Genomic DNA, 24,884 nt, shown 5'->3' with positions numbered 1-24,884 from the left:
ACACCGCTTCCGACGACAACGCACCCGAGCACCGAGAAGACGGGGAGGACCGCCGATGAGCGCACTCGTCCCCCTGCTCGTCGCCCTGCCGCTGCTGGGCGCCGCGGTCACGCTCGTGTTCGGCCGCAACGCGCGTCTGCAGGTGTTCGTCACGGTCGCGACGCTCGCCATCGTCTCGGTGATCGCCGCCGTCCTTCTCGTGGTGGTGGACGCGGGGACCCCGCTCGCCGTCTCGGTGGGCGGTTGGCCGGTCCCGTTCGGCATCGTGCTGTACGTCGACCGGCTCGCCGCCCTGCTCGTGCTCATCTCGAGCATCGTGCTGCTCGCGGTCCTCCTCTTCTCGATCGGTCAGGGCGCCGCCGACGGGACGGACGAGACGCCGATCTCGATCTTCAACCCCTCGTACCTGATCCTCGCGGCCGGCATCTTCAACGCCTTCATCGCGGGCGACCTGTTCAACCTCTACGTCGGCTTCGAGATCCTGCTCGTCGCGTCGTACGTGCTCATCACCCTGGGCAGCACCGAGTCGCGCATCCGCACGGGTGCCGTGTACATCGTCGTCTCGCTCGTGTCGTCGATCCTGTTCCTCGCGTCGATCGCGATGATCTACGGCGCGCTCGGCACGGTGAACATGGCGCAGATCGCCGAGCGGATGACCGAGCTGCCGCAGGAGACGCAGCTGGTGCTGCACCTCATGCTCGTCGTGGCGTTCGGCATCAAGGCGGCCATCTTCCCGGTGTCGTTCTGGCTGCCGGACTCGTACCCGACGGCACCTGCGCCCGTCACCGCGGTCTTCGCGGGCCTGCTCACCAAGGTCGGCGTCTACGCGCTGATCCGCACCGAGACCCAGCTCTTCGCCGACAACAGCATCGACACGCTGCTGCTCATCATCGCTCTGGCGACCATGATCGTCGGCGTCCTCGGCGCGGTGGCGCAGGCCGAGCTCAAACGGATCCTCTCGTTCACGCTCGTGAGCCACGTCGGCTACATGATCTTCGGTCTCGCGATCGCGACGCCCGCGGCGATCGGGGCGACGGTGTATTACATCGTCCACCACATCGTCGTGCAGACGACGCTGTTCCTCGCGGTGGGCCTCATCGAGCGTCGCGCGGGGAGCACGTCGATCCTGCGCGTGAAAGGCCTGCTCAAGGTCGCGCCGGTGATCGCCGTGCTCTACTTCATCCCGGCCATCAACCTCGGCGGACTCCCGCCCTTCTCCGGGTTCATCGGCAAGTTCGCGCTGTTCGAGGCGGCCGCCTCGGTCGGGACCCCGCTCATGATCGTCCTCATCGTGGGCGGCATCGTGACCTCGCTCCTCACCCTGTACGCCCTCATGCGCGCGTGGAACCTCGCCTTCTGGCGCGAGGAGGAGGACTCCACCGAGACCGAGGGACGCATCTCGTACCTGGGCAACGCACCCGCCGCCGACGAGCAGCAGGAGCGCCGCCGCATCCCGAAGATCATGACCGTCGCGACCGCCGGCATGGTCGGCGTCACGGTCGCGCTGACCGTCTTCGCCGGGCCCCTCTACGCGCTCTGCGACCGCATCGGCGCCGGGCTCCTCGAGCCGGTCAACCTCGTGCAGCTGGAAGACGAGGTGGAGGGATGAGCAAGGAGACCGGCCGTCACATCTGGCGCGACATCGGCGTGCAGCTGCCGTTCCTCGCGTGGCTCGTCGTGCTCTGGATGCTGTTGTGGAGCCAGTTCACGGTGCTGGCGTTCCTCTCCGGGCTCGTCGTCGCCGTGTTCGTCACCCGCGTCTTCCGGCTGCCGACGGTCGAGCTGTCCGGGCGGATCAACCTCTGGTACGGCGCCCTGTTCGTCGTGCAGTTCCTGTTCGCGATGATCCGCGGCGGACTCGCGGTCACGATGCAGGTGTTCGACTTCCGCCGTCAGCCGGGAGCGGCGATCATCGCCGTGCCGCTGAAGTACGCCGACGACCTGATGATGACCCACGTCTCGGTGGTGTCGTCGCTAATCCCCGGATCGCTGATCGTCGAGGCGGACCGCGACAGGCAGATCCTCTACCTGCACGTCATCGGCGTGCGGTCGCACGACGATGTCGAGAAGCAGCGCGAGGGCGTGCTGCGGTGGGAGCGCCGCATCGTGCGTGCGCTCGGGGCGCCGTCGCAGTACCGTGCCCTCAAGGCCGACGAGCGCGCGGCGAAGGGCGGTGCGCGATGAACATCCTGCTCCTGGTCGTCATGGTCGTGTTCGGCGTCGCGGCGATCCTCACCATCGTGCGGATCGTGCGCGGCCCGTCGATCCTCGACCGTGCCGTCGCGTCGGACGTGCTCCTCACCGAGGTCATGTGCGTGCTCGGCGCGGAGATGGCCATCAACGGGCACACCCGCACCATCCCCGTCATGCTGATCATCGCGGCGATCGGGGTCTTCGGCTCGATCGCGGTCGCGCGGTTCGTCGCGAGAAGGGACAACACGACGCCGTGAACGTGTTCGAACTCCGCCTCCCCGACGCCGTCATCGACACGACGGTGCTCGTGCTGATCCTGCTCGGCGCGATCCTGTGCCTCTCGGCGGCGGTCGGCCTGCTGCGGTTCCGCGACGTGCCGTCGCGTCTGCACGCGGCGACCAAGCCGCAGGTTCTGGGCCTGGTGCTCATCTGCCTCTCGATCGCCGTGTCGATGGGCACCGTCGGCGGCATCCTCGTCGGTCTGCTGCTCGTCGCGCCGATCGTGCTCATGCAGTTCGCGACCGCCCCGCTGTCGGCGCACATGGTCGGCCGCCAGGCGTACCGCAACGGCACCACCGACGAGCGGAGCCTCGTCGTCGACGAACTGGCCGAGTCGAAGCAGACGCCGCCCGCCGCGGGCTGACGTCGCCCTGCCTGACGACTTCTGCGGCCTGGGTCAGGTTCTGCGGCCTCGTCGGCGGGCAGGGGCCGCAAAAGGTGACAAAGGCCGCAAAAGGTGACAAAGGCCGCAAAAGGTGACGAGGGCCGCCGACGATGCGCGCCTCAGAGGCGGTCGGCGAACCCCTGAATGAGCTCGGCCGCCGGTTCGGAGTCGCTGATGAGCGTGCCGTGCCCGTGGTCGGGGATGACCTGCAGGTCGGCGCCGGGGATCTCGTCGATGATCTCGCGGCACCAGCTCAGGGGAGCGAGCGGATCGCTCTCTCCGCGCAGCACGAGCACGGGACAGTCGATGCGGGCGAACGCCTTCTCAGGTTCATGCACGATCGTGGCCCGCATCTTCCGGAACAGGTGGGGCCCGCCGCGGAGGTACTCGCGCGCGCCGCGCCAGATCACGAGCGGGCGCTCTCCGACGAGGTCGGTGAGCAGATATCGGGCCTGCGCGGCGATGTTGCGGGCGGCCTTGTTCACGGTCGGACCGGCGAGCACGACGCCCTCGACGAGGTCGGGATGCCGAGCGGCGAGCTCCGCCGCGATCTGGCTGCCCATCGAATGGCCGATCACCACGACGGGGGCCTCGCCGACATGGCGGAGGTACGCGGCGACGAGGTCGGCGTGGCGTTCCATGGTGAGCGTGCGATCGGGCTCGGGGGCCTCGCCGAACCCCGGCAGGTCGAGGGCGATGACACGCCCGCGCAGACGCTGCACCACATCGAGATAGACGCTGCGGCCCATGCCGATGCCGTGCAGCAGCAGGAAGGTCGGGCCCGCCTCGCCGAACGTCTCGGCGATCAGCGTCGCGCCGCCGTGCTCGAACTCGAGCAGCGTGACGGGCGTGCCCTTCGGTGCGAGATAACTGGATGCCACCCGACAACGGTAATCGAGTGGTCGCCGCTCGGCGAAACCGGGTGTGCAGGGCGGTGTCCGAGCGTCGTGTGAGGATGGAGGGTGACTTCGCGCGACCCCGACCCCGAGACGACGACAGTGCCGGAGGCCGGACCCGCAGCGAAGCCCGACCGCTTCTTCGCGCGTCTCGCGTCGAGTCTGAGCGATCCGGTGCTGCGGGCGCTCGTCGCCGCCACGGCCGTCTCGCGCATCGGTCGAGGGGTGTTCTTCGCGGTCACGGTGCTTTTCTTCACGCAGATCATCGGCCTCTCCGCAGCCCAGGCAGCGGTCGTTCTCGCGGTGTCGAGCGGCTGCGGGGTTCTCGGCTCGCTCCTCGGCGGGTGGATGGCCGATCGGTGGAGTGCGCGCCGACTCGCTTTCGTCTTCGAGGCGCTGGGCGGGCTGCTGCTCGCCGCCTACGCCTTCGCGGGCGACGTCGTGTCGGCGCTCGTGCTCGCCAGCGCGAGCGGCTTCCTCGACTCGATGGGACACTCCGCACGATCGGCGATCATCGCGCGCGGCTTCGCGCCCGAGCGCCGCGTGCATGCGCGGGCGGTGCTCCGCACGGTCACCAATCTGTCGATCGCCGCGGGATCGGGGCTCGGCGCGATCGCCCTCGCGCTCGGCACCCCCGAGGCCTATCGCATCGTCATCGCGAGCGGCGGTCTGCTCTGCGCGCTCGGATCGCTGCCGCTGCTGCGGCTCACCTCGGCGGTCGATGCACCGAGCCGCACCGCGATCCACGACGTGCGCACGGAGACAGGCTCCATCGACACGGATGCCGCGGCCGCGTCGCGCCGCGACTGGAACCGCCGCTCGCCCTGGCGCGACCCGCGCTACCTGCTGCTGACCGTGCTGTCGGCCGTGTTCGGCATGCAGTTCGGCGTCGCGGAGTTCGGCATCCCGCTGTGGATCACCGGCTACACCGAGGCGCCGGAGGTCGTCGTGTCGGTGCTGCTCGTCGTCAACACCGCGCTCGTGGTGCTGTTCCAGGTGCGTGCCTCGCGCGGCACCCACGACGTGCGGGTCGCCGGCCGCGTGACGATGGTCGCCGGGTGGCTGATGGTGGCGGCCTGCCTGGTCTACGCCCTCGCCGCCGGGTTGCCCGCATGGGTCGCGATCGTCGTGCTCGTGGTCGCGATGGTGGCGCACACGTTCGCCGAGATCCTGTCGCAGGCCGGCGCGTGGGGCCTGAGCTTCGAGCTCGCCGACCCCGTGCGAGCCGGGGCGTATCAGGGCGTGTTCGGCATGGGGTTCTCGCTCGGAGCGCTCGCCTCGCCGATCGTCGTCAACGCGACGGCCATCACGTACGGTCCGGTGGGATGGGCGATGCTCGCCGCGATCTTCCTCGCCGCCGCGGTCGGTATCTGGGTCATCGCGCGCCGCGCCGCGGCATCCGCCTGACCGGGCCGCTCACCCCGCAGGGCTCAGGACGAGCGTGCGCTGCGCCGCAGCGTCCACCGCCTTGGGCGAGAAGGCCCAGGGGCGCTGCACTCCCGCGGCCCAGTCGGCGGTCTGGTCGGTGTAGTGCTCGTCGAACGCATGGCCTGATGCGCCCGTGAGGTGGATCCACGTCGATGCATCGAAGTCCGAGAGGTCGACGACCATGCGCATCGACGGCACCGTCGTGGTGGCGTACGACTCGCCCAGCTCCCAACCCGTGGCGTTCACGACCGACGCCCCGCCGCTCACGGCATGGGGGCCGCGGTTGAAGAGCGCCTCGACCGGAGCGATGCCCGACGAGCCGAGGGTGTCGCTCGTGAGCGTGATGGCGTGCAGCGTTCCCCAGTTCCAGGCCGTCAGGTCGGTGCCCTGCAGGCCCGACAGCTCGGCGTAGGCCTCCTCGGCCGACAGTGCAAGCATCTCGTCCCGCCCGTCGACGTCGATCGCGGGGTTGGTCCACAGCGGGTCGTCCGGGTCGTCCAGCAGCGCGCCGACGACGGTGAAGAGCCGACCCTGACCGTCGGCGGGCAGCGGTTCGTCGCGCTCGACGAAGAGGTTCTGCACGAGGTTCGACCAGAGCACGTTCGCGTAAGCGGCGGCTGCCGAGTCCGCCTCGTTCTGCGCGTCCCAGTCGCGGAGCAGGTCGACGGCATCCTCCGTGCCCGCACCGTCCACCTCGATGTCGTCGAGCGCGCTGGCGAGGCGCTTGCCGATCCACATCTCGCTGTCCATCTGGATGTCGCGCATGTCCTGGGCGGTCAGCGGTCCGGCCGCCGCGCGGCGTTCGATGAGGTACGCGATGCGGGCCGCGCGGTAGCCGTAGTCCCAGTCGCGCGAGAGGAAGTAGCGGTAGTCGTCGGCGACGATCGCGTTGTTCGCTGTCACGATGTACCCCGAGGCGGGGTTGTACGAGACGGGGAGTTCCTCGAACGGGATGAAGCCCGTCCAGTCGTACGCGCTGTCCCACCCCGGCTGCGGCATCCATCCGTCGCCCGCGCCGCGGATCGGGAGGCGGCCGGGCGTCTGGTAGCCGATGTTCCCCTCTGTGTCGGCGTAGATCAGGTTCTGCGCCGGGACGTCGAACAGGGATGCCGCGACGCGGAAGTCGTCGAAGTCCTGCGCCGTCGACAGGGCGAAGATCGCCGTACCGGTGGTTCCGGGGTCGAGCGCCGTCCAGCGGAGGCTCACGGCGTACTCGGCGTCTTCACCGCCCGGAGCGGATGCCGTCGCCCCGCCCGCCACGAGACCCGGGCCCGGGTCGTCGGCGAGGGAGGTGAAGTCGTCGACGAGTCCGGAGATGAGGGGGCCGTGTCCCGTCGAGCGGATGGTGAGCTCGATGTCGTCGCCGCCTGCGACGCGGATCGTCTCGGTGCGCTCCTCGAGGGGCACGAGAGCGCCGTCGCGCCAGTACTGGTCGCCCTCGATGCGTTCGACGTACAGGTCCGTGACGTCGGTCGTCAGGTTGGTGAAGCCCCAGGCCACGTGCTGGTTGTGGCCGATCACGATGCCGGGGAGTCCCGAGAACGAGAATCCGCCGACGTCGAACGGGCACTCGTCCGAGACCGACGCGCACCGCAGCTGCACCTGGTACCAGACCGAGGGCAGCGAGGCGCCGAGGTGGGGGTCGTTGGCGAGCAACGGCATCCCGCTCTCGGTGAGGTCGCCGGAGACCACCCAGGAGTTCGAGCCGATGCCCTCTCCCACGTCTCCGACGAGCAGGCTCGCCGCTTCGATGACGTCGGATGCCTCGGTCCAGTCGACCGTCGTGACGGCCTGCTGCAGCTCGGGGTCGGAGGGCGCGGTCGAGAACGCCGCGGGCTCGGCGTCGGTGTCGAGGGCGGGGACCGTGGAGATCGTCGGGACGATCACGGGGTTCTCGTCGAACGGGTAGGGCGGGTAGAGCTGGTCGAGCGTGGCGCCGAGCTGCGCAGCATCCTCACCGCCGTCGGCGAGCCGGGCGGTGAGCAGGGCCCGCTCGGTCTCGTCCTCGATGTTGCCCCGCAGATCCCAGGCCATCGCCTTCAACCATGCGACGGAGTCGGCGGGCTCCCACGGCTCGGGGGCGTAATCGGGGTTCTGTATGCCGAGGACGGCATACTCCAGCGAGAGCTCCGACCCCGAGCGGGAGGAGAGGTACGCGTTGACGCCGTCGGCGTACGACTCGTAGTAGCCGCGCGTGACGTCGTCCATCTGCGCGACCTCCTCCTCCGCGACCTTGCGCCATCCGAGGGTGCGCAGGAACGCGTCGGTACCCGCCTGCGGTTCGCCGAACATCTCGGCGACGCGCCCGGCCGTGACGTGGCGGCGGAAGTCCATCTCGAAGAAGCGATCCTGCGCGTGCACGAAGCCCTGCGCGTAGAAGAGGTCGTGCGGGGAATCGGCCGTGATCGTCGGCACGCCGCTCGCATCGCGCTGCACCGTCACCTCGGCCTGCAGTCCGTCGAGGCGCAGCTCGCCCTCGGTCTGCGGGAAGGACCGCTGGATGGTCCAGGTCACGAAGAATGCGGCGGCCACGGCGATCACCAGGATCGCCGCGACCACGAGGAACGCGATCCTGCCCAGCCGCACTCCCCACGGGCGGCGCGCGGGCTCCACGACAGCAGCCAGATCAGTTGTCATCATCGAAAACTCTCTCGGGTGGCTCCACGGGACTCAGTCCCAGAGAGCCCCAGAGCGCGTCCCAGGGACGCATTCTCGAATCCTAGCCGCACTGGATGCTTTCGAATCGCCTGACTGGCAACTTCACGGCGGTCGCGGTTGCACGTCAAGCGATGCGAAAACGACTCCGCTGTCAGCCGATCAGGCTCGGCTGCAGGTCGCGCAGCGTCCGGCGGTGCGTCATCCTCGTCACGCCGATCGCCGCGAGAGCGAGCGCACCGACCAGCCACATGCCGAGCACCGCGAGATCCCACCCGGCGCGGGAGAGATCGCCGCCGTACATGAGCTGGCGCATCGCGTCGACGACGTACCCCAGGGGGAGGACGTGATGCAGAGCGGCCAGCGGTGCGGGCAGCGTCTGCCACGGGAAGGTGCCGCCGGCCGTCACGAGCTGCAGGACCATGAGCACGAGGCCCATGAACTGGCCGACGGATCCGAGCCACACGTTCAGCGCGAGGATGATCGCGGCGAACGTCGCCGACGCCGCCATCAGCACCCCGAGAGTGCCGATCGGGTTGTCGAACGTGAAGCCGAGGGTGATCGCGAGGATGCCCATGAGGCCGAGCATCTGCACGGCGCCCAGCGTCGCCGGGGTGAGCCAGCCGGCCAGCGTCACCCGGATCGGCGAGTGCAGGGCCGTGACCGCGCGACGCGAGATCGGCTTGACGATGAGGAACAGCGCGTAGATGCCGATCCAGCCCGACAGCGCGGCGAAGAAGGGCGCGAGACCCGCGCCGTAGTCTTCGGCCGACGCGACCTTGTCGCTCGACACCTTCACGGGGTCGGCGATCGTGTCGGCCTGCTTCTCGCGCAGCTCGGGAGTGGATGCCGGGATGCGCGCGACACCGTCGGCGAGACCGTCGCGCAGCTGGGCGGCGCCCTCGGAGAGGGTGGACAGGCCGTCGCGCAATTGGACGGCGCCGTCGTTCACCGCCGCTGCCCCCGATGCGGCCGTGCTCGCGCCGCTCGCGAGCTGCGACGCGCCAGACGCCACTGCTGCGGCGCCGTCGGCGAGCTGATCGACCTTGCCGACGGCGGTCTGCACGGTGGTGTTGCCCTCCTGCAGTCGCGTCGCGAGCGGGTCGAGGGTCGCGAGGACCTGGTCGATCTCGTCCTGTGCGAGGCCTTGGTCGGCGAGCAGCGTCGCGATGTCGCTGCGCACCTGCGGCAGAGCGTTCGTGGCCTGCTGCACGACGGACCCGGCCCGGTCGGCCACATCCGCGAGCTGGCGGTTGCCGTCGCTCACCTGCTGCGCTCCGGCCGCGAGGGTGCTCGCGCCGGAGGCGAGCTGGGCGGTGCCCGACGCGAGCTGCGAGGTGCCGTCGGCGAGGGTGGCGCTGCCGGATGCCGCGGTCGTCGCCCCGTCGGCGAGCTGCGTCGCGCCGTCGACCGCCGTCACCAGGTTGTCGCGCACCTCGCTGAGGCCCGTGAGCAGACGCTCCGCGGCCTCGCTGCCCACCATCTCGGCCACGGAGCTGCGGATCTTCTCCACAGCCTGAGTGCCCATCGAGGACGCGAGGTAGTTGTTCGCGTCGTTCGTCTCGAGATCGATGCGCGCCTGGTGCGGCTCGTCTCCGGCGGCCGAGGTGAGCGCGGCTGAGAAGTCGGCGGGGATCGTGACCGTGAAATCGACGGACCCGGTGCGCAGCGCCTCGGCGGCCTCGTCCTCCGTCATCCGCTGCCAGTCGAAGGCATTGCCGTCGATGAGGTTGTCCGCGACATCCTCGCCGTAGTTGACGGTGTCGGATGCCGTCGCCGTCGCGTCGCTCGTGGGAGCCGGCGCGCCCTTGTCGTCGACCACGAGGGCCACAGGGACCTCGGGGAACTTCGCGTAGGGATCCTGGTTCGCCCAGAGGTACAGGCCGCCGTAGAGGATCGGCACGCACACGAGCGCGACCAGCGCGATGATGCCCATCTTGCTGGCGGTGAGCCGCCGCAGTTCGGCGGCGATCATGGCGGGGACCTTCATCGCGCGCCCTCCTCGTCTTCGGTCTCGGTGTCGGATGCCGTGAGCTCGGCGTCGTGCGGGTCGTGGCGCGTTTCGTCTCGGTCGGCTTCGCCGTCCTCGCTCACCGACCCGTCGGGTTCCTCGGCATGCGTGTCGAGCGTCAGCGGCGCGATGGGGCCGGAGGCGTTGACGGCGTCGAACTCCTGCATCCGCTCCAGGGCGACGGCCGCCGATCCGCCGACGATCACGAGCATGGCGTACCCGCGGTCGGCGAACTCCATGGCGATGCGCCACCAGCCGTCGGGGCTGCCGCCGTGGCGGTCGGGGGCCACGAGCACGATCGCCTGCGTGCCGTCGCGCAGCACCGCCAGTTCGCACAGGATGCGGACGCGCGCCGCCGGGTCGACGTTGCCGATCGGCACGGACGCGAGCTCGCCGTATCCGAGCTGGTTCAGCCAGCGGCGGGCGTGCAGCGGTGTGGCGCCGAGTCCGGCGAACATCAGCTCTTCGCCGACGACGCCGGCGAGGGCGATGTCGGGGTGGGGGTCGCTGACGTCGGGGGCGTCGACGAGTGCGACGGTGCGGCGCAGCATCCGGTTGTCCGTCGCTCCGTCGATGGTCACGCGTCCTGTCTCGGGGCGCATGCGGCCGCTGGCGATGAGGCCGAGCACGGCGGGACGCTGCTCGGTCTCGGCGAGGGCGAACCGTACGGCGCCGGTGTGGAACTCGAGGCTGGTCGTCGGCAGCGCCTGGCCGCCGCGGCCCTTGCTGACCTCGTGCAGGGTGATCCTCATGCGTCGGCCTCCTCGGCCTCGATGATGTCGGGGTGCGTGCCGAGAAGATCGTCGGCTTCGCGCCAGGAGAGTCCCGCGATGCTCAGAAGCGCGCGCACGGCCAGGTTCGCGGCCCCGCTGCTGTTCGCGTCGGTGCGTGAGACGACGGTGCGGGCGACCTCTTCGATGAGGCGTGCGAGCGTCGGGGCGGCGATGTCGGTGCGGAAGCTGCCTTCGTCCTGCCCGCGCTGCACGAGGGCGGCGACCGTGCGACGCAGCGGGGCGAGCGCCTCGGCGGTGTGCTCGACGTGGGCCTCGTCGAGGGCGAGAGCGGCGGCGAACTGCACGTGCGAGGCCTCGCGCCAGAGGCGGGCCGCGAGCCGGGCGAGGGCGAGGCGCGGGTCGCTGTCGGTCACCGACTCGGCGATCGCGTTGAAGCGCTGTGCGCCGGTCGAGATGAGCTCGCGGATCAGGGCGTCACGGTCGTCGAAGTGACCGTAAAGGGTGCGGCGCGAGAGGCCGGCGCTGCGGGCGATGACGTCGATCGACGCACGGGGGTCGTTCGCAAGGGTCGCGCGGGCGGCGTCGAGGATGCCGGCGCGGTTCTCGACCGAGTCGCGGCGCGGTGCACGGGTGGTCATGCCTCCATGGTAGTTATGTTGCACACCGCTGTGCAACATAACTCGGAGAACTCACAGCGAACGGCTGCAGACGCAGACGAGGGGCGGATGCCGCAGCATCCGCCCCTCGTCGACGGAACCGTCAGTCGGTGCCGGAGTCGAACGCGGCACCCTCGGAGGCCGTGTCCACGGCATCCGCGAACTTCTCGTCGACGTCTTCGACCGCTCCGGTGATCTCGGCGGACTCGCCGGCGGTGACGCGTCCGACGAGCTCGCCCGTGGCGCCGCCGACCAGGCCGAGGCCCGCGTACTGCTCGAGGCGGGCGCGCGAGTCGGCGATGTCGAGGTTGCGCATCGTGAGCTGTCCGATGCGGTCGACAGGGCCGAAGGCGGCGTCGCCGACGCGCTCCATCGACAGCTTCTCGGGGCCGTACGACAGGTTCGGCGAGACGGTGTCGAGGATCGTCCAGTCGTCGCCGCGGCGCAGACGGATCGTCACCGAGCCCGAGATCGTCGATCCGACCCAGCGCTGGATCGACTCGCGCAGCATGAGCGACTGCGGCTCCAGCCATCGGCCCTCGTACATGAGGCGGCCGAGGCGGCGACCCTGCTCGTGGTAGGTGGCGAGCGTGTCCTCGTTGAGGATGCCGTTGACGAGGCGCTCGTACGCGATGAAGAGCAGCGCCATCGCGGGGGCCTCGTAGATGCCGCGCGACTTCGCCTCGATGATGCGGTTCTCGATCTGGTCGCTCATGCCGAGGCCGTGGCGTCCGCCGATCGTGTTCGCCTCCTGCACCAGGGCCACCGGGTCGGTGAACTCGATGCCGTTGATCGCGACGGGGCGACCGCCCTCGAACGTGACCGTGACGTCTTCGGCGTCGATGGCGACCGACGGGTCCCAGAACTTCACGCCCATGATCGGGTCGACGGTCTCGAGTGACACGTCGAGGTGCTCGAGGGTCTTCGCCTCGTGCGTCGCACCCCAGATGTTCGCGTCGGTCGAGTACGCCTTCTCGGCGGAGTCGCGGTAGGGGAAGTCGTGGGCGACGAGCCAGTCGCTCATCTCCTTGCGGCCGCCGAGCTCGGTGACGAAGTCGGCGTCGAGCCACGGCTTGTAGATGCGCAGGCGCGGGTTGGCGAGCAGGCCGTAGCGGTAGAACCGCTCGATGTCGTTGCCCTTGTAGGTGGAGCCGTCGCCCCAGATGTCGACGCCGTCCTCCTTCATGGCGCGCACCAGCAGCGTGCCGGTGACCGCGCGACCGAGGGGGGTGGTGTTGAAGTACGTCTTGCCGCCGGAGCGGATGTGGAACGCACCGCACGAGAGGGCGACGAAGCCCTCCTCGACCAGGGCGGTCTTGCAGTCGATCAGGCGCGAGGCCTCGGCGCCGTACTCGAGCGCACGGCCGGGGATCGACTCGATGTCGTCCTCGTCGTACTGACCCAGATCGCCGGTGTAGGTGTACGGCACGGCACCCTTGTCGCGCATCCAGGCGACGGCGACGGAGGTGTCGAGTCCTCCGGAGAAGGCGATGCCGACGCGCTCGCCGACGGGCAGTGACTGGAGGACCTTGGACATGCCTTCCAGTCTATCGGCGGCGTGTCGCCTGTTCTCGCGCCGCCCGTCACAGGAGCGTCCCCGTGGGGTCAGGAGGATGCCGTGGCCAGCGCGGCCCGCTGCCTCGCGGCATACTGCCCGCCCCAGGCGGTGAGCGCGTCGACGAGGGGCATCGATCCGCGGCCGAGGTCGCTCAGCCGGTACTCGACCTTCGGCGGAACCTGCCGGTACACCTCGCGGGTGACGAGGCCGTCGTCTTCGAGCTCGCGCAGCTGGCGCGTGAGCACACGGGCGGTCGGCTCGTCGAGCAGGCGGCTCAGCTCGCCGAAACGGAGCACCTCGTGCTCGCCGAGCAGGCTGAGGATGCTGGGCTTCCACGCTCCGCCGAGCACGGCGATCGAGATCTCGGCGTCGCAGGCGTCGCCCCACTCGCGCACGATGCGTTCGGTCTTCTCCCTCATCGGTCCGCCTTCCGTCGCCGCCATGGTATCCGAAACGTCAGTATGTGACCTGGATGACCGTACTTGTCGGAATCGTACCCCTCCGCCAGACTCGGGTGGTGACCTTCCCCGTCCCCGTCGTCTCCGCTCCTGTGCGCCCTGCCAGGCACCCGTGGTTGGCCATGGTGCCGCTGCTCCTCGGCATCCTGATCGGCGCCCTCGCGATCAGCAGCGTGTCGACCGCGCTGCCCGCGATCCGCGGCGACCTGACGCTGTCCGACAGCGGAGCGCTGTGGCTGGTCGACGTCTATGCGCTCTCGCTCGCGGCGACGCTCATCCTCGCCTCGCGCATCGGCGACACCTTCGGCCGTAAGCGCATCGTGCTGCTCGGCCTCGTCGGCTTCGCGGCGCTCAACCTCGTGGGCGGGCTCGCGCAGGACGGACTGCTGCTGATCGTCGTGCGCGCGCTGCTCGGCGTCGCGGAGGCATTCGTCGTCGCGGGTGTCGTCGCGACCATCGGCGCGCACTACCAGGCGCGTCAGCGCGTGCTGGCGTACGGGCTCTGGACGGCGACCTTCGGCACCGGCAGCGCGCTCGGGCCCGTGCTCGGCGGCATCGTCACCGAGGGCCCGGGATGGCGGTGGCTGCTGCTCGGCAGCGTGCCCCTCGCCGTGGTCGCCGGCATCCTCGCGATCTGGCTGATTCCCGATTCGCGCAGTTCCCGGCCCGCGTCGTGGGACGTGCTCAGCATCCTGTCGTCGATCGTCGCGCTCGGCGCGCTCGTGTTCGCCCTGCACGAGGCGCTCGCGGCGCCGATCGCCGCTGCCGTCGCCGCCGTCGTCGCCATCGCGACCCTCGTGTACTTCATCCGGCGCCAGCGCGCGCTCCGCGAACCGCTCATCGACATGCGGCTGTTCTCCGTCCCGGGGTTCAGTCCCGCGATCGTGCGCATCGTGGCGAGCAGCGGTGTGGCTGCGGCATCCGTGCTGCTCGTCAGCCTGCACCTGCAGGATCTGCGCGCTCATACGGCTGCCGAGGCGGGGATCGCGATCCTCCCGCAGGCGGTCGCGATCGCCGTGGGCGGTGTCGTCGCTCCGCTGTTCCTGCGGTGGCTGACCTCGCCGACGCTGACCGTGCTCGCGCTCGTCGTGCAGGGCGCCGGGCTCGCGTGGCTGGCGTTCGACCCCGATGTCGTGGCGATCCCGCTCGTGCTCGTCGGCGCCGGGTTCGGCGTCGCCGCGACCCTGGCCGCCACGACCCTGTTCGACGTGACGACCGAGGACGACGCCGGCCAGGTCGGAGCGATCCAGGAGGTGAGCTTCTCCCTCGGCGGCGGACTCGGAATCGCCGTGCTCGGCACGATCGCGACCATCGTCGGCGGCGGCGGATTCGCCGTCGCGCTCGTCGTGGCGGCCGTCGCCGTCGTGGCAGCCGCCGTGCTGCCGCTGTGGCGGGGAACAGCCGCGAGCACCGCCGCCGACGCCCACTGACACCGACCCCACGAGAGGACACCATGTCGTCGCGCCCCGTCGCCCACTGGATCCACGCCCACCCGCAGCCGGACTCCTTCAACGCGCGCCTCTTCCGTGAGGGAGTCGACGCGCTCTCCCGCGACTACGACGTCGTCACCAGCGACCTGTACCGGCAGGGGTTCGACCCCGTGCTCGCGGCGCGCGACTTCGGCGACCCGCTCGGGCGGCCGGGCAACGTCGTCGACCTCATGGGCGAGGCGTTCGCCGAGGGCCGCCTGCCCGACGACGTGATCGAGGAGCAGCGCAAGCTCGGAGCGGCTGACCTCGTCGTGCTGCAGTTCCCGCTCTGGTGGTACGGGCCGCCGGCGATCCTCAAGGGGTGGTTCGACCGGGTGCTCACGAACGGTTTCGCGTACGGTCCGAACGACCCGGAGACCGGTCTGCCGCTCCGCTACGGCGACGGGCTGCTGACGGGACGGCGGGCGCTCGTGATCGTCACCGCGGGCGAGGACGACCGCTCGATCGGCAGTCGCGGCATCAGCGGCGACATCGACCAGCTGCTGTTCCCGCTCACGCACGGCACGCTCTGGTACACCGGCATCGAGCCACTCGACCTGCACGTGGTGCACGACGCCGACGGACTCGAGGCGAGTGACGTCGACCGCGAGACAGCGCGGCTGCTCGCGCGTCTGGACCGCGTCGCCGACGAGGCGCCGAGCCGTCCGTTCCGACGGCTGAAGGACGGCGACTACCGGGGCACGCGGGCACTGCGCGCCGACCTCCTGCCTGGGCGCACAGACCTCGACATCCACCGCATCCGCTGAGTTCCGCGGTCGCTGTCGCCGAGATCGGGACATACTCCCGACCACGGATCGCGCTCAACCCCCTGCACGTGCCGGTCCCCGCGGTGGGAGAGTGGTCGGCATGGGTCAGGCAGTGCTGTGGGGCGTGGTCGCGGCATCCCCGTTGTTCGTCGGCGCGGTGCTCGCGCTGCTGCGCGCGTGGCCGCCCCGGTGGCTGGGCATCGTGCTGGGCTTCGGCGCCGGGGCACTGATGGCGTCGATCGCGTTCGAGCTCTGGGAGGAGGGGCTCGACATCGCTGGTCCCATCCCGCTGGTCATCGGCGTCGCTCTCGGGGCGCTCAGCTACTACATCGCCGATCGCATCCTCGACGCGCGGGCAGCGAAGAAGAAGGACGGAGCGGGAGGCGGGCAGCTCGCCGTGGGGGCGCTGCTCGACGGCGTCCCCGAGCAGCTCGTGCTCGGCATCGGTCTGGCGTCGGGCGAACCGGTGAGCGTCGCGCTCGTCGTCGCCATCCTCGTCTCGAACCTGCCGGAGTCGATCGGCTCGGCCGCCGATCTGCTCGAGGGCGGCATGAAGCGATCGCGCGTCCTCGCTCTGTGGGGTGGTGTCGCCGTCGTCTGCGCCGCGGCCACCGTGGCAGGCTTCGCGCTGGCGAGCGTCACCGACGAGACCTTCCGCTCCGCGGCCGGGGGTTTCGCCGCGGGAGCGCTCCTGGTCATGCTCGTCGACTCGATGGTCCCCGAGGCGCAGTCGAAGGCCAAGGAGTCCACCGGGCTCGCGACCGTGCTCGGCTTCGCGCTCGCCGCGGGACTCGCGCTCTCGTCCTGACCCCGCCATCCGGCGGTCCGCGCGCCCTCGATCGGCCGCACCCGGCGGGTTCCGGGGCGGAAGGGGCGGGGGGATGCTGAGCCGAAGGCCGCCACGACGCGACCATGGACACAGAGGACAAAGGAGTTCCGATGACCGACACACTCGCCCGACCGCCCTTCGACCCCGAGCTGGAGGCCGCGCTCGCGCTCGTCGCCGACCAGCTGCCGCCCACGCTCACGGCGGAGATGATCCCGCTGATGCGGCAGTCCCCCGTGGGGAACGACGACGAGATCAGGCAGGTGCTCGCCGAGCGCGGCTTCGTGTGGCGCGACGAGACCATCCCGGGCCACGACGGCGACGACATCGTCGTGACGGTGATCGAGAAGGACGGACGCACGGGGACAGGACCGGGCTTCTTCCATACGCACGGCGGCGGCATGATCATCGGCAACAGGTGGCTGGGAGTCGTCGGCTTCCTCGACTGGGCCGAGCGCTTCAACGGAGTGATCGTGACGGTGGAGTACCGGCTGGCGCCCGAGTTCCCCGATCCGTACCCGGTCGAGGACTGCTACGCCGCGCTGCAGTGGACCGCAGAGCACGCCGACGAGCTCGGCATCGACACGAGCCGCCTGCTCATCGGCGGCGGGAGCGCGGGAGGAGGGCTCGCCGCGGGCACGGCTCTGCTCGCCCGCGATCGGCGAGGACCGGCGCTCGTCGGCCAGCTGCTCATCTACCCGATGCTCGACGACCGCGACGAGAGCGTCTCCACCCGCCAGATCGACGGCATCGGCGTGTGGGATCGCGGGTCGAACATCACCGGATGGACGGCGCTGCTCGGAGACCGCAGGGGCACCGACGACGTGTCGATCTACGCCGCCCCCGCACGGGCCACGGATCTCTCTGGTCTGCCGCCCGCGTTCATCGACTGCGGCAGTGCAGAGGTGTTCCGCGATGAGGATGTGGCGTACGCGACGACGCTCTGGGCGTCGGGAGTGCAGGCCGAGCTGCACGTGTGGGCCGGCGGCTTCCACGGCTTCGACATGTTCGCGCCGCACTCCGCCGTCGCGCAGGCGATGCTCGCCGCCCGCGACGACTGGGTCACGCGGCTCCTCGGCTGAGGCAGCTGCGCCGCTCGGTGCGGGTCGGAGGCCGCTCCTTTCGGTCCGCGTATGGCCGAGGTCCTAATCTGGAACCCCGGGCGATGGAGCCGATATGCAAGATCTGCTGGGGCGGCTGACCGCCCTCGACCCCGACGCGAGCGAGAGCCTCAAGGTCGTGGCGTACTTCGACGCGCTGGTCGCCCGGTCGGTCGGCGTCGAGAGCATGCTCCGCGGGGCGGCCGTGCTGAGCGGCGCGACGGTCGGACTGCGCGACGGTGCGCAGATCGTGCGCGTCGCCGCGGGCGGCGAGCGCATCGATCCGCGGGATCCCGACGAGTCGTGGATGCGCCGGGAGAGCGGACAGGATGCTGTCGCCTGGATCGAGCGCGACGGCGACCCCCACACCAACGACGCGATGATCCTCGAGCGGCTCGCCCTCGCGCTGGGCATCGTCCGCGCTCGCCGGTCGGTCGGCGCCGAGAGCGCCGTCGAACTCGCGATCAGCTCGTATGCGAGCGTCGATGAGAGGGCGGCCGCACTGCTGCGACTCCGGATGACGGATGCCGCGCTGCGGGTCGTGGCGTCGCCGCCCGATCCCGCACCGCTCGCTCGGCATCCGTCGTCCGTGGTCGCGACCCGGCACGGTCTCACGCGTGCGACGCTTCTCGACGCGGCGTCGGATCCGCTGGCGGCGTGGGCGAACGATTCCGCCTCGCGCCTCGGTGTGGGGACGGCGGTGTCGGGCGTCGATCTCCCTGAATCATGGGCGGCGGCGCTCATCGCCGTGCGGCTCTCCTCCGACGCGGAGCCCGCAGTGCACGCGGCCGACCTGGGTGCCGCGTTGATCGTCGCTCACGCCGCCGACGCGGCTGCCTTTCACCCGGATGCGGCGGCGCTGCGGGGCCTCGACGCGCGCACCCTCGAACTCCTCGACGCGCTCGCCGAGGAGCGCAGCGTCCGGGGCGCCGCCGCCCGGCTCGGGCGGCACCACTCCAGCATCCAGGAAAGACTCGCGTCGTTGATCGATGTCCTCGGATACGACCTCCGCACCCCGCGCGGCCATACGCGGTACGCGCTGGCGCGGATGCTGCACACACTCGCCGACTGACCGTCGGGCCGCGGGGTCACTCGAAGCCGGGGTACTCCTGCAGCTTCTTCTCGAACTCGGCGCGGTCGGCGTCGCTGAGCAGCGCGCTCGCGAGCACGGTCAGCTGGAGTCCTTCGAGCGGTTCGCCGGTGCGGGCGTTCTGCGCCTCCCGCGCCGTGCGGAAGTCGCCGGTCGGGTCGTTGGAGAGGTCGTAGATGTTCGCGTAGAACCGGATCGGGTCGGGGTAGTTCTCGGCGTAGTACTCCCACGTGTGCTGTTCGCGCGGATCGTCACTGCCGTACAGCTTCGCGATCATCGTGGGGTCGAGGCCTGACGACTCCCCGTTGAACGAGTACAGGTACGACATGCCGTGCTCGGCGATGACGTCGTCGATCGTCGACATCACATCGAGCTTGAGCGAATAGTCGTGCACGGGCTGTGTCGTCGCCCAGCTCGCCGACGTGTACTCGACGAGCATCGATTCGCCGCCGTAGCCGTTGCGCTCGGGGCGGAAGTCCTCATCGCCGACCTGCACCCATTCGAACCCGTACTCGGCCGTGAGCCGCGAGCGGATGTCGGCGAACAGGGTCTCCGCCTCGGCCTGCACCTGTTCCAACGACTGCTGCGCCAGTACGTCCTGCGAGTCGGTGCCCTTGATGCCCGGGTAGGCCTCCTCGTGCTTCTGCTCGTCGGATTTCATGCCGTCGTAGCTGCCCGACGCCGAGGTCTGCAGCGCTCCGAGCCCGCCGACGGTGGCGACGTTGACCACGAGGGTGATCGCGAGGGCGACAGCTCCGAGCGTGCGGCCCCGGCCGGTGAACAGGGCGCCGACGATGACCGCGACGACGACGAGCTGCAGGGCGAGCATCGTGACTCCGTAGAGCACGTCCGTGCCGCCGGCCGCGAGCGTGACGAGCAGGATCACCGCGAACAGGATGCCGGTGATCAGCGCGATCCAGCCGAGGGCGTTCGCGGGCTTCTTCGCCTCCGGCTCGGCGGCCGCCGTCGCGAGAGCACCGGGGACGGCCGGCTGCTGCACGACCGTCGACGACGAGGGACGCCGCGCGTTGCGGTAGCCGCCGGGTGGGGGCACGGGCGGCGCACCCTCGGTGCCGGCGACGTAGCGGGCGCGCTGCTTCTTATAGTCCATCACCATGGCTTGTCCGTCCCCGAGCCGCCGCCGTCGTCGCCCTGCTGCTGATCCCGCTCCTGAGTGCCCTGTTCGAGCTTGTCCTTGAGCTCCTCGAGCTTGTCCTCGGAGGGCTGCGGCTCCTCCTCCTGCGGCTGCTCCTGCTCCTCGGGCTGCTGTTCCTGCTGCTTCTGCTTGAGCCGGTCCTCGAGGTCGTCCTTGCTCTGCTGCATGTCGCGGTTCGGATCGGACGACTGCTGCTGCGCCTCCTCGCTGTCGCATTCGGCGGGCATCTCGGTCGTGACCGTCAGCGCCTCGGCGTACAGCTGCGCGGCGCCCGCCCCGTCGCCGTCGGCGCGGGCGGCATCGCCCATCCGCTCGATCACGATCGCGAGGTTGATGCGCACACCGCACACCTCGAGTCCGGTCGCGAGGTCGAGTGCCTCCTCGAGCTTCGCGCGCGCCTCGGGCAGCTGCTCGGCACCGGCCAGCGCCGTTCCCACGTTGAAGGGCGCCTTGTACGGCTCGAACCAGTTCAGGAACTCCTGGCCGTGAGCCGACGCCTCCGAGCCGGCGTAGTCGTCGGCCACGTACGCGCTGATCGACTGGTGCGCGAACGCGTACATGCTCAGCAGCTTGCCGACGAAGAGCAGCGCGACGAGCGTCAGCGGCAGCGAGCAGATCGCGATCCACCTGCGGATGCGGCGGCGACGCCGGTTCGACGCGAGAAGAGCGGATGCCGCGTCGGCACGGACGTCGTCAGGTGCGGTCACGGCCGTCATGCGTCACCTCCGTCGGTGCGTGTCGTCTCGCTCCGCTCGCTCGACGACCCGCGGGGGCTCCGCTCGCTCGACGACCCGGCGCTCGGGGCGCGGAGGTGGCGGAGGCGGGCGACGAGCATGCTGGCCCGGGCGAGCTCGACGGCGAGCAGGGCGGCGATGACGAGAGCGGCGATCCAGTACAGCTCGATCACGTTGCCGACCTCGCCCGACTCGGAGTAGTTCGTCGTGGTCGACGGCGCCTCGGGCAGGGCGATCCCGGCATCCTCCGTGCGGTGCTGGTAGGGGATGCCCAGCTGGCCGGCGATCGTCTGGAGGTTCTGCTCGTCGAGGGTCGACAGGGCGTTCGCGCCTTCGTACTGGATGTACTCGCCGCTCGCCCCGTCGACGCCGCCGGTGGTGAGGCGCATGGGCCCGCCCTCGGCGGTGCCGTAGCCGAGCACGGCCCCGCCATCCGTGTACTGCGCGCTGGCGTCGAAAGGCTCGGGCGTCGAGGTCGCCGTCTGCTCGCCGTCGCCGAAGTAGAAGACCATGCGCGAGCGGTCGGGCTGCGATTCGGCGGCGTTCGCGAGCGTGTCGGCCAGCAGCTGGTTCGCGATGCCGATAGAGCTGCCGCGCGACTGGCTCGTCACCTCGGGGCGCAGCACGTCGAGCGACGAGATCAGCGCGGTGGTGTCCGTGGTCAGCGGCAGGCGCAGGTCGGCCGAGGCGTCGAAAGTGATGAGCGCGAACCGGGCTCCGGGGTACTCGTCGACGATCGACTGCACGTCGGCGCGCACCCCGTCGAGTCGGGGCTGGCCGTCGCCCCAGTCCTCGGCGACGATGCTCGCGGTCGTGTCGACGACGAGCACGATGTCGGTGTCGGTCGCGAGGGTCTGCGTCGCCCCTCCGGGGATGCCGGGGCGCAGGAGCATCGTGAAGAGGGCCACGAGCATGACGAGGCGCATGACCCACAGCCCGCGGTCGCGGCCGGGGGCCTTGACGAGTGCGAGCACCCCGATCGCCGCCACCGGAGCGAACAGCAGCAGGAGGAGGAAGACGTTGAGGACGGGCTGGAGGATCACAGCTTCACCCTCCAGAGCACGACGATGAACGACAGCATCGAGACGAGCAGCACCACGATCCAGAGGTTCGGGGTGTCGGTCCAGACGACCTGAGCCTGACCCTTCAGCTCGGTTGCCTCCTGCTCCTGCACCTGCGCCACGATGTCCGACACGGTGGTGGTGTCGCGCAGGCCGTAGGCCTGTCCGCCGGTCGCCTCGGCGGCGCGGGTGAGCTCGGCGCTGACGTCGGCGTCCTTCCCCTCCACCGGGTTGAGCGCGAACACCCGCACGCCCACGGACTTCGCATACGCGGACGCCTCGTCGAGAGTGACGATCGAGGCGCCGTTGATCTCGTTGTCGGTGGCGAAGATGATCGAGCGGGACCGTTCGTCGTCGGGGTGGTCGAAGGCCATCGCACAGGCGGCGAGGCCGTCGCCGATGAGCGAGGCGCCGTTGCCGTTGAGCGTGCCCACCCAGTGCTCCGGCACCTCGTCGAGGTAGTCGAAGCTCTCGCGGATGCTCTGCAGGTGCTCGCGGATGAACGGGTAGTCGTCGGTGAGGGGGAAGATCTGCACCGGGGAGCTGTTGAAGATCGTGAGCCCGATGCGCTCGCCCTCGAAGTCCTCGAGCAGCTCCTCGAAGACGCTGAGCACCTCGACATCGACCTCGCTCATCGACCCAGACACGTCGAGGCACAGCATGATGTCGCGGCTCGTGTTCACGGGTTGGATCGTCTGGGACGACATCGGCCGCGCGGCGACGACACCCGCCGAGACGACGGAGATGACCCCCAGCAGCAGGATGCCGGAGAGCGCCAGCACGCGTCGGTTCAACGCCTGACGGAACGTCGGCAGGGCACGCAGGCGCTCGGCGCGCGCGACCCTCGCGCGCTCGTGCGCGTCGGTCTTCGCGCCCCCGCGCAGACCGAGGAGAACCCCGATCACGATCGCGACGATCGCGGCGCCCACGACGGCGAGGATCACCCACCCGTTGGCTAGTGCCATGTGCGCACCACCGTCCTGGCGGCCTCGGCACCCGCGAGCGGATCGATCGCGGGACCCTGGCGGAAGATGCTGGGGTAGTAGTGGCGGCCCATCGCGTCGATGAGGGCCGGGTGCACGCCGCGCGCCACGAGGTCGTCGAGCGCGAGCACCGGCGCCTCCAGTCCGCTGTACTCGTTCACGAAGGTGCGGACGACCCGGCTGAGCTCGAAGTTCGCGTTGCGTGCGGAGAGGGTGCGCGCCCGGTAGTCGTCCTCGATGTGCTGGATCGCGTCCAGGTACTCGACCCGCAGCTGCGACAGCACGTCGACCGTCTGCAGTGTGGCGCCCTGCCCGTCACGGACGAGCGTCAGGTCGCGCCGCGGACGCGTCAGGACGATCACCAGCCAGGCGCCGGCGATGAGCAGCAGCAGGATGCCGATCGCGAGCAGCATCCATCCCCAGCCGTACTGCGCGGGAGGGTAGAGCTCGTCAGAGCCGGGCATGCGACCTCCGGTTCAGCAGCTGCAGCAGCTGCGAGACGGCGTCGTCCTGATCGGCGAGCACTCCGTGACTGATCTCCATGCGCTTGAGGATCTCGGCGAGCCGCACAGCATCCGCCTCGGTCTGCGCGGTGAGCTCGCGCACGATGTCGAGGTCGCCCTGCACGAAGTCGGGCACCTCCCACATGCTGTCGACGTCGCTGCGGACGGTTCCCGTGGTGTGGTCGAGCACCGGTTCGGCGTCGCGCAGGGTCAGCCACAGGACGTCGTGCTGCACCCGCAGCCGGCGCAGCATCCGCTCCGTCTCGGTGGTGACCGGCGCCTCGTCGGTGATGACGACGACGATCATGCGCCGCGAGATCGTGCGCGTGACGTACGACAGGAGGGCGTCGCGATCGCTGGGAGCCGTGCTGTCGTCGATCGCGCGATCGACCGTGCGCAGCGCGTGCTCGAGAGCGCCCTCGCTGCGTCCCGGCGCCCGTCGGCGCACGCCGTCGGCGTCGCCGGAGACGAGGGTGAAGTCGTCGCCGTGGCGCAGTGCGAGGATGCCGAGCACACCCGTCGCGAGGATCGCCAGGTCCTTCTTCGAGCGCTCGTCGCGGGCGAGCGCCGCCATCGACCGTCCGGTGTCGACCACGAACATCACCGTGTGCATGCGCTGCGCGCGGTGGCGCTTCACGAGCGGGGTACCCAGCCGGGCCGTCGCGCGCCAGTCGATGTCGCGCACCTGATCGCCGTACTCGTACTTGCGCAGGTCTTCGAAGTCGAGGCTGCGCCCGTGCAGCAGCGACGCGTACGCGCCGTCGAGCGCGTGCAGCGACTTGCGCGACGAGTGGATGAAGAGCTTGCTCTTCACCTGCGTGATCAGGCTGGGCATGGGGGCGTCAGGGAGTGGGGACGGCGCCGAAGATCTGGTCGATGATCTCCTCGCTGCGGATGCCCTCGGCGTCGGCCTCGAACGTCAGCAGCACACGGTGGCGCAGCACGAGGTGACGCAGCGAGCGGATGTCCTCCGGCAGCACGTGACCGCGACCGTTGATCAGGGCCAGCGCGCGCGCCGCCTGCAGGAACGCGATGCTCGCGCGCGGGCTGGCTCCGTACTTGATGTAGCGGGCGCGCTCTTCGCCGATGTACGGCGCGGGGTTCCGCGTGACGTAGGCGATCGACACGATGTAGTTGCGGATCGCCGGGTCGACGTAGATGCGCGAGGCGACGTCCTGCAGCATGTGCACGTCGTCGAGGGTGATCGCGCTCTCCACGTGGCGCTCGGGATCGAGCACGCCGGAGTCGATGCGCCCGAGGATCTCGAACTCGTCGGCCGGGCTCGGGTACTCGACGATCTCCTTGAGCAGGAAGCGGTCCATCTGCGCCTCGGGCAGCTCGTAGGTGCCCTCCTGCTCGATGGGGTTCTGCGTCGCGATGACGAGGAACGGCTTCGGCAGCGGGTGGATCTCGCCGCCGATCGTCGTCTGGTGCTCCTGCATCGCCTCGAGCATCGCGCTCTGGGTCTTCGCGCTCGAACGGTTGATCTCGTCGAGCAGCACGAAGTTCGCGTGCACCGGACCGAGCACGGTGCGGAACGAGCCGGTCGCGGCGTCATAGATCTGATTGCCGGTGATGTCGCTGGGCAGCAGGTCGGGCGTGCACTGGATGCGCTTGAACTGCGCCTTCACGGTGTCGGCCAGGGTGCTCGCGGCGGTGGTCTTCGCGAGACCCGGCACGCTCTCGAGCAGGATGTGCCCTCCGGCGATGAGCGAGATGAGCAGACTCGTACGCAGGCGCTCCTGGCCGACCATCTTCGCCGAGTACGCGTCGGACACGGTCTTCAGCACGGCGCTCGCGCGGCGCAGCTCGGCGTCGGTCGGCGCTTCGGATCGCTTCGACGCCGAGGGCGAAGCGGGAGGAGCGGGCTGAGCAGCGCTCGCCTCGGCGCGCGTGGCCGCGGGCGGAGCCGGAGGCGCAGGGGGTGCGGGCTGTCTCGTAT

24 protein-coding genes are annotated in these 24,884 nt (G+C 70.2%); 10 read left to right on the top strand and 14 right to left on the bottom strand.

What is annotated here, in order from left to right:
* The first annotated feature begins 55 nt into the window (after positions 1 to 55).
* Genes RAC69_RS09410 through mnhG form a run of 4 tightly spaced genes read left to right on the top strand, consistent with a single transcriptional unit; the run spans position 56 to position 2,836 of the window.
* The gene (locus RAC69_RS09410) at positions 56 to 1,609 is read left to right on the top strand and encodes a Na+/H+ antiporter subunit D (protein ID WP_341936066.1); all 1,554 of its coding nucleotides are present in this window, start codon (positions 56 to 58) and stop codon (positions 1,607 to 1,609) included.
* Positions 1,606 to 2,184 carry a Na+/H+ antiporter subunit E gene (locus tag RAC69_RS09405; RefSeq protein ID WP_375086592.1) on the top strand — a complete coding sequence of 193 codons (579 nt, stop codon included), beginning with the start codon at positions 1,606 to 1,608 and terminating at the stop codon, positions 2,182 to 2,184. Before RAC69_RS09410 ends, RAC69_RS09405 begins: the two co-directional genes overlap by 4 nt.
* The gene (locus tag RAC69_RS09400; RefSeq protein WP_341936064.1) at positions 2,181 to 2,450 is read left to right on the top strand and encodes a monovalent cation/H+ antiporter complex subunit F; all 270 of its coding nucleotides are present in this window, start codon (positions 2,181 to 2,183) and stop codon (positions 2,448 to 2,450) included. Before RAC69_RS09405 ends, RAC69_RS09400 begins: the two co-directional genes overlap by 4 nt.
* Entirely contained in the window at positions 2,447 to 2,836 is a 390-nt protein-coding gene (gene mnhG, locus RAC69_RS09395) for a monovalent cation/H(+) antiporter subunit G (RefSeq protein WP_375086591.1), read from the top strand. Before RAC69_RS09400 ends, mnhG begins: the two co-directional genes overlap by 4 nt.
* A 140-nt stretch (positions 2,837 to 2,976) precedes the next feature.
* On the opposite strand, the gene RAC69_RS09390 is transcribed toward mnhG, so the two are convergent.
* Positions 2,977 to 3,738, bottom strand: a complete 762-nt coding sequence (locus tag RAC69_RS09390; RefSeq protein WP_375086590.1) for an alpha/beta fold hydrolase — start codon at positions 3,736 to 3,738, stop codon at positions 2,977 to 2,979.
* Between the two features lie 81 nt (positions 3,739 to 3,819).
* On the opposite strand from RAC69_RS09390, the gene RAC69_RS09385 reads away from it, so the two are divergent.
* Positions 3,820 to 5,160 carry an MFS transporter gene (locus RAC69_RS09385; RefSeq protein ID WP_375086589.1) on the top strand — a complete coding sequence of 447 codons (1,341 nt, stop codon included), beginning with the start codon at positions 3,820 to 3,822 and terminating at the stop codon, positions 5,158 to 5,160.
* Between the two features lie 9 nt (positions 5,161 to 5,169).
* Here RAC69_RS09385 and RAC69_RS09380 read toward each other — a convergent pair whose 3' ends face one another.
* From RAC69_RS09380 to RAC69_RS09355, 6 genes are all read right to left on the bottom strand, one after another.
* The gene (locus tag RAC69_RS09380; RefSeq protein ID WP_375086588.1) at positions 5,170 to 7,818 is read right to left on the bottom strand and encodes a penicillin acylase family protein; all 2,649 of its coding nucleotides are present in this window, start codon (positions 7,816 to 7,818) and stop codon (positions 5,170 to 5,172) included.
* Between the two features lie 172 nt (positions 7,819 to 7,990).
* Positions 7,991 to 9,826 (bottom strand): YhgE/Pip family protein, encoded by a 1,836-nt coding sequence (locus RAC69_RS09375; RefSeq protein ID WP_375086587.1) that lies wholly within the window; start codon positions 9,824 to 9,826, stop codon positions 7,991 to 7,993.
* On the bottom strand, positions 9,823 to 10,599 hold the full coding sequence (locus RAC69_RS09370) for a hypothetical protein (protein WP_375086586.1): 777 nt from the start codon (positions 10,597 to 10,599) through the stop codon (positions 9,823 to 9,825). Before RAC69_RS09370 ends, RAC69_RS09375 begins: the two co-directional genes overlap by 4 nt.
* Entirely contained in the window at positions 10,596 to 11,219 is a 624-nt protein-coding gene (locus tag RAC69_RS09365) for a TetR/AcrR family transcriptional regulator (RefSeq protein ID WP_375086585.1), read from the bottom strand. Before RAC69_RS09365 ends, RAC69_RS09370 begins: the two co-directional genes overlap by 4 nt.
* Before the next feature lie 121 nt (positions 11,220 to 11,340).
* Positions 11,341 to 12,774, bottom strand: coding sequence for an argininosuccinate synthase (argG, locus tag RAC69_RS09360; protein WP_341936056.1), 1,434 nt, complete (start codon positions 12,772 to 12,774; stop codon positions 11,341 to 11,343).
* Positions 12,775 to 12,842: 68 nt separating this feature from the next.
* Positions 12,843 to 13,214: a winged helix-turn-helix transcriptional regulator gene (locus tag RAC69_RS09355; protein WP_375086584.1), complete on the bottom strand. Its 372-nt coding sequence runs from the start codon at positions 13,212 to 13,214 to the stop codon at positions 12,843 to 12,845.
* 98 nt (positions 13,215 to 13,312) lie between these two features.
* Here RAC69_RS09355 and RAC69_RS09350 point away from each other — a divergent pair, with 98 nt between their 5' ends.
* The 5 genes from RAC69_RS09350 (at position 13,313) to RAC69_RS09330 (ending at position 18,487) form a co-directional block, all read left to right on the top strand.
* The gene (locus RAC69_RS09350) at positions 13,313 to 14,683 is read left to right on the top strand and encodes an MFS transporter (RefSeq protein ID WP_375086583.1); all 1,371 of its coding nucleotides are present in this window, start codon (positions 13,313 to 13,315) and stop codon (positions 14,681 to 14,683) included.
* 23 nt (positions 14,684 to 14,706) lie between these two features.
* On the top strand, positions 14,707 to 15,489 hold the full coding sequence (locus tag RAC69_RS09345) for an NAD(P)H-dependent oxidoreductase (protein ID WP_375086582.1): 783 nt from the start codon (positions 14,707 to 14,709) through the stop codon (positions 15,487 to 15,489).
* A 100-nt stretch (positions 15,490 to 15,589) separates the two neighbouring features.
* Complete coding sequence (locus RAC69_RS09340; protein ID WP_375086581.1) at positions 15,590 to 16,297, top strand: ZIP family metal transporter; 708 nt, start codon at positions 15,590 to 15,592, stop codon at positions 16,295 to 16,297.
* A gap of 131 nt (positions 16,298 to 16,428) precedes the next feature.
* On the top strand, positions 16,429 to 17,397 hold the full coding sequence (locus RAC69_RS09335) for an alpha/beta hydrolase (RefSeq protein WP_375086580.1): 969 nt from the start codon (positions 16,429 to 16,431) through the stop codon (positions 17,395 to 17,397).
* Positions 17,398 to 17,491: 94 nt separating this feature from the next.
* On the top strand, positions 17,492 to 18,487 hold the full coding sequence (locus RAC69_RS09330) for a LysR family transcriptional regulator (RefSeq protein ID WP_375086579.1): 996 nt from the start codon (positions 17,492 to 17,494) through the stop codon (positions 18,485 to 18,487).
* Between the two features lie 16 nt (positions 18,488 to 18,503).
* Here the strand turns inward: RAC69_RS09330 and RAC69_RS09325 are convergent, their stop codons facing one another.
* Genes RAC69_RS09325 through RAC69_RS09295 form a run of 7 tightly spaced genes read right to left on the bottom strand, consistent with a single transcriptional unit; the run spans position 18,504 to position 24,750 of the window.
* Entirely contained in the window at positions 18,504 to 19,622 is a 1,119-nt protein-coding gene (locus RAC69_RS09325; protein ID WP_375086578.1) for a hypothetical protein, read from the bottom strand.
* Positions 19,616 to 20,377, bottom strand: a complete 762-nt coding sequence (locus RAC69_RS09320) for a hypothetical protein (RefSeq protein ID WP_375086577.1) — start codon at positions 20,375 to 20,377, stop codon at positions 19,616 to 19,618. Before RAC69_RS09320 ends, RAC69_RS09325 begins: the two co-directional genes overlap by 7 nt.
* Positions 20,374 to 21,438 carry a VWA domain-containing protein gene (locus RAC69_RS09315; RefSeq protein WP_375086576.1) on the bottom strand — a complete coding sequence of 355 codons (1,065 nt, stop codon included), beginning with the start codon at positions 21,436 to 21,438 and terminating at the stop codon, positions 20,374 to 20,376. The genes RAC69_RS09320 and RAC69_RS09315 overlap by 4 nt, the downstream gene beginning before the upstream one ends.
* Positions 21,435 to 22,421, bottom strand: coding sequence for a VWA domain-containing protein (locus RAC69_RS09310; RefSeq protein ID WP_375086575.1), 987 nt, complete (start codon positions 22,419 to 22,421; stop codon positions 21,435 to 21,437). Before RAC69_RS09310 ends, RAC69_RS09315 begins: the two co-directional genes overlap by 4 nt.
* The gene (locus RAC69_RS09305; RefSeq protein WP_341936042.1) at positions 22,412 to 22,903 is read right to left on the bottom strand and encodes a hypothetical protein; all 492 of its coding nucleotides are present in this window, start codon (positions 22,901 to 22,903) and stop codon (positions 22,412 to 22,414) included. Before RAC69_RS09305 ends, RAC69_RS09310 begins: the two co-directional genes overlap by 10 nt.
* Positions 22,890 to 23,777: a DUF58 domain-containing protein gene (locus RAC69_RS09300; RefSeq protein ID WP_341936041.1), complete on the bottom strand. Its 888-nt coding sequence runs from the start codon at positions 23,775 to 23,777 to the stop codon at positions 22,890 to 22,892. The genes RAC69_RS09305 and RAC69_RS09300 overlap by 14 nt, the downstream gene beginning before the upstream one ends.
* Before the next feature lie 7 nt (positions 23,778 to 23,784).
* Positions 23,785 to 24,750, bottom strand: coding sequence for an AAA family ATPase (locus RAC69_RS09295; RefSeq protein WP_341936182.1), 966 nt, complete (start codon positions 24,748 to 24,750; stop codon positions 23,785 to 23,787).
* Between the last annotated feature and the right edge of the window lie 134 nt (positions 24,751 to 24,884).

The sequence above is a fragment of the Microbacterium sp. LS_15 genome (assembly GCF_041954735.1).
Taxonomy (GTDB): Bacteria; Actinomycetota; Actinomycetes; order Actinomycetales; family Microbacteriaceae; genus Microbacterium.
This window is presented reverse-complemented; position numbering and strand designations above follow the sequence as displayed.

Coding starts and splice junctions, on each gene's coding strand:
- RAC69_RS09370 (WP_375086586.1), bottom strand. CDS start 10,599: ATGAGGATCACCCTGCACGAGGTCAGCAAGGGCCGCGGCGGCCAGGCG.
- RAC69_RS09345 (WP_375086582.1), top strand. CDS start 14,707: ATGTCGTCGCGCCCCGTCGCCCACTGGATCCACGCCCACCCGCAGCCG.
- RAC69_RS09410 (WP_341936066.1), top strand. CDS start 56: ATGAGCGCACTCGTCCCCCTGCTCGTCGCCCTGCCGCTGCTGGGCGCC.
- argG (WP_341936056.1), bottom strand. CDS start 12,774: ATGTCCAAGGTCCTCCAGTCACTGCCCGTCGGCGAGCGCGTCGGCATC.
- RAC69_RS09400 (WP_341936064.1), top strand. CDS start 2,181: ATGAACATCCTGCTCCTGGTCGTCATGGTCGTGTTCGGCGTCGCGGCG.
- RAC69_RS09375 (WP_375086587.1), bottom strand. CDS start 9,826: ATGAAGGTCCCCGCCATGATCGCCGCCGAACTGCGGCGGCTCACCGCC.
- RAC69_RS09380 (WP_375086588.1), bottom strand. CDS start 7,818: ATGACAACTGATCTGGCTGCTGTCGTGGAGCCCGCGCGCCGCCCGTGG.
- RAC69_RS09305 (WP_341936042.1), bottom strand. CDS start 22,903: ATGCCCGGCTCTGACGAGCTCTACCCTCCCGCGCAGTACGGCTGGGGA.
- RAC69_RS09300 (WP_341936041.1), bottom strand. CDS start 23,777: ATGCCCAGCCTGATCACGCAGGTGAAGAGCAAGCTCTTCATCCACTCG.
- RAC69_RS09335 (WP_375086580.1), top strand. CDS start 16,429: ATGACCGACACACTCGCCCGACCGCCCTTCGACCCCGAGCTGGAGGCC.
- RAC69_RS09340 (WP_375086581.1), top strand. CDS start 15,590: ATGGGTCAGGCAGTGCTGTGGGGCGTGGTCGCGGCATCCCCGTTGTTC.
- RAC69_RS09365 (WP_375086585.1), bottom strand. CDS start 11,219: ATGACCACCCGTGCACCGCGCCGCGACTCGGTCGAGAACCGCGCCGGC.
- RAC69_RS09405 (WP_375086592.1), top strand. CDS start 1,606: ATGAGCAAGGAGACCGGCCGTCACATCTGGCGCGACATCGGCGTGCAG.
- RAC69_RS09330 (WP_375086579.1), top strand. CDS start 17,492: ATGCAAGATCTGCTGGGGCGGCTGACCGCCCTCGACCCCGACGCGAGC.
- RAC69_RS09310 (WP_375086575.1), bottom strand. CDS start 22,421: ATGGCACTAGCCAACGGGTGGGTGATCCTCGCCGTCGTGGGCGCCGCG.
- RAC69_RS09355 (WP_375086584.1), bottom strand. CDS start 13,214: ATGAGGGAGAAGACCGAACGCATCGTGCGCGAGTGGGGCGACGCCTGC.
- RAC69_RS09320 (WP_375086577.1), bottom strand. CDS start 20,377: ATGACGGCCGTGACCGCACCTGACGACGTCCGTGCCGACGCGGCATCC.
- RAC69_RS09325 (WP_375086578.1), bottom strand. CDS start 19,622: ATGGTGATGGACTATAAGAAGCAGCGCGCCCGCTACGTCGCCGGCACC.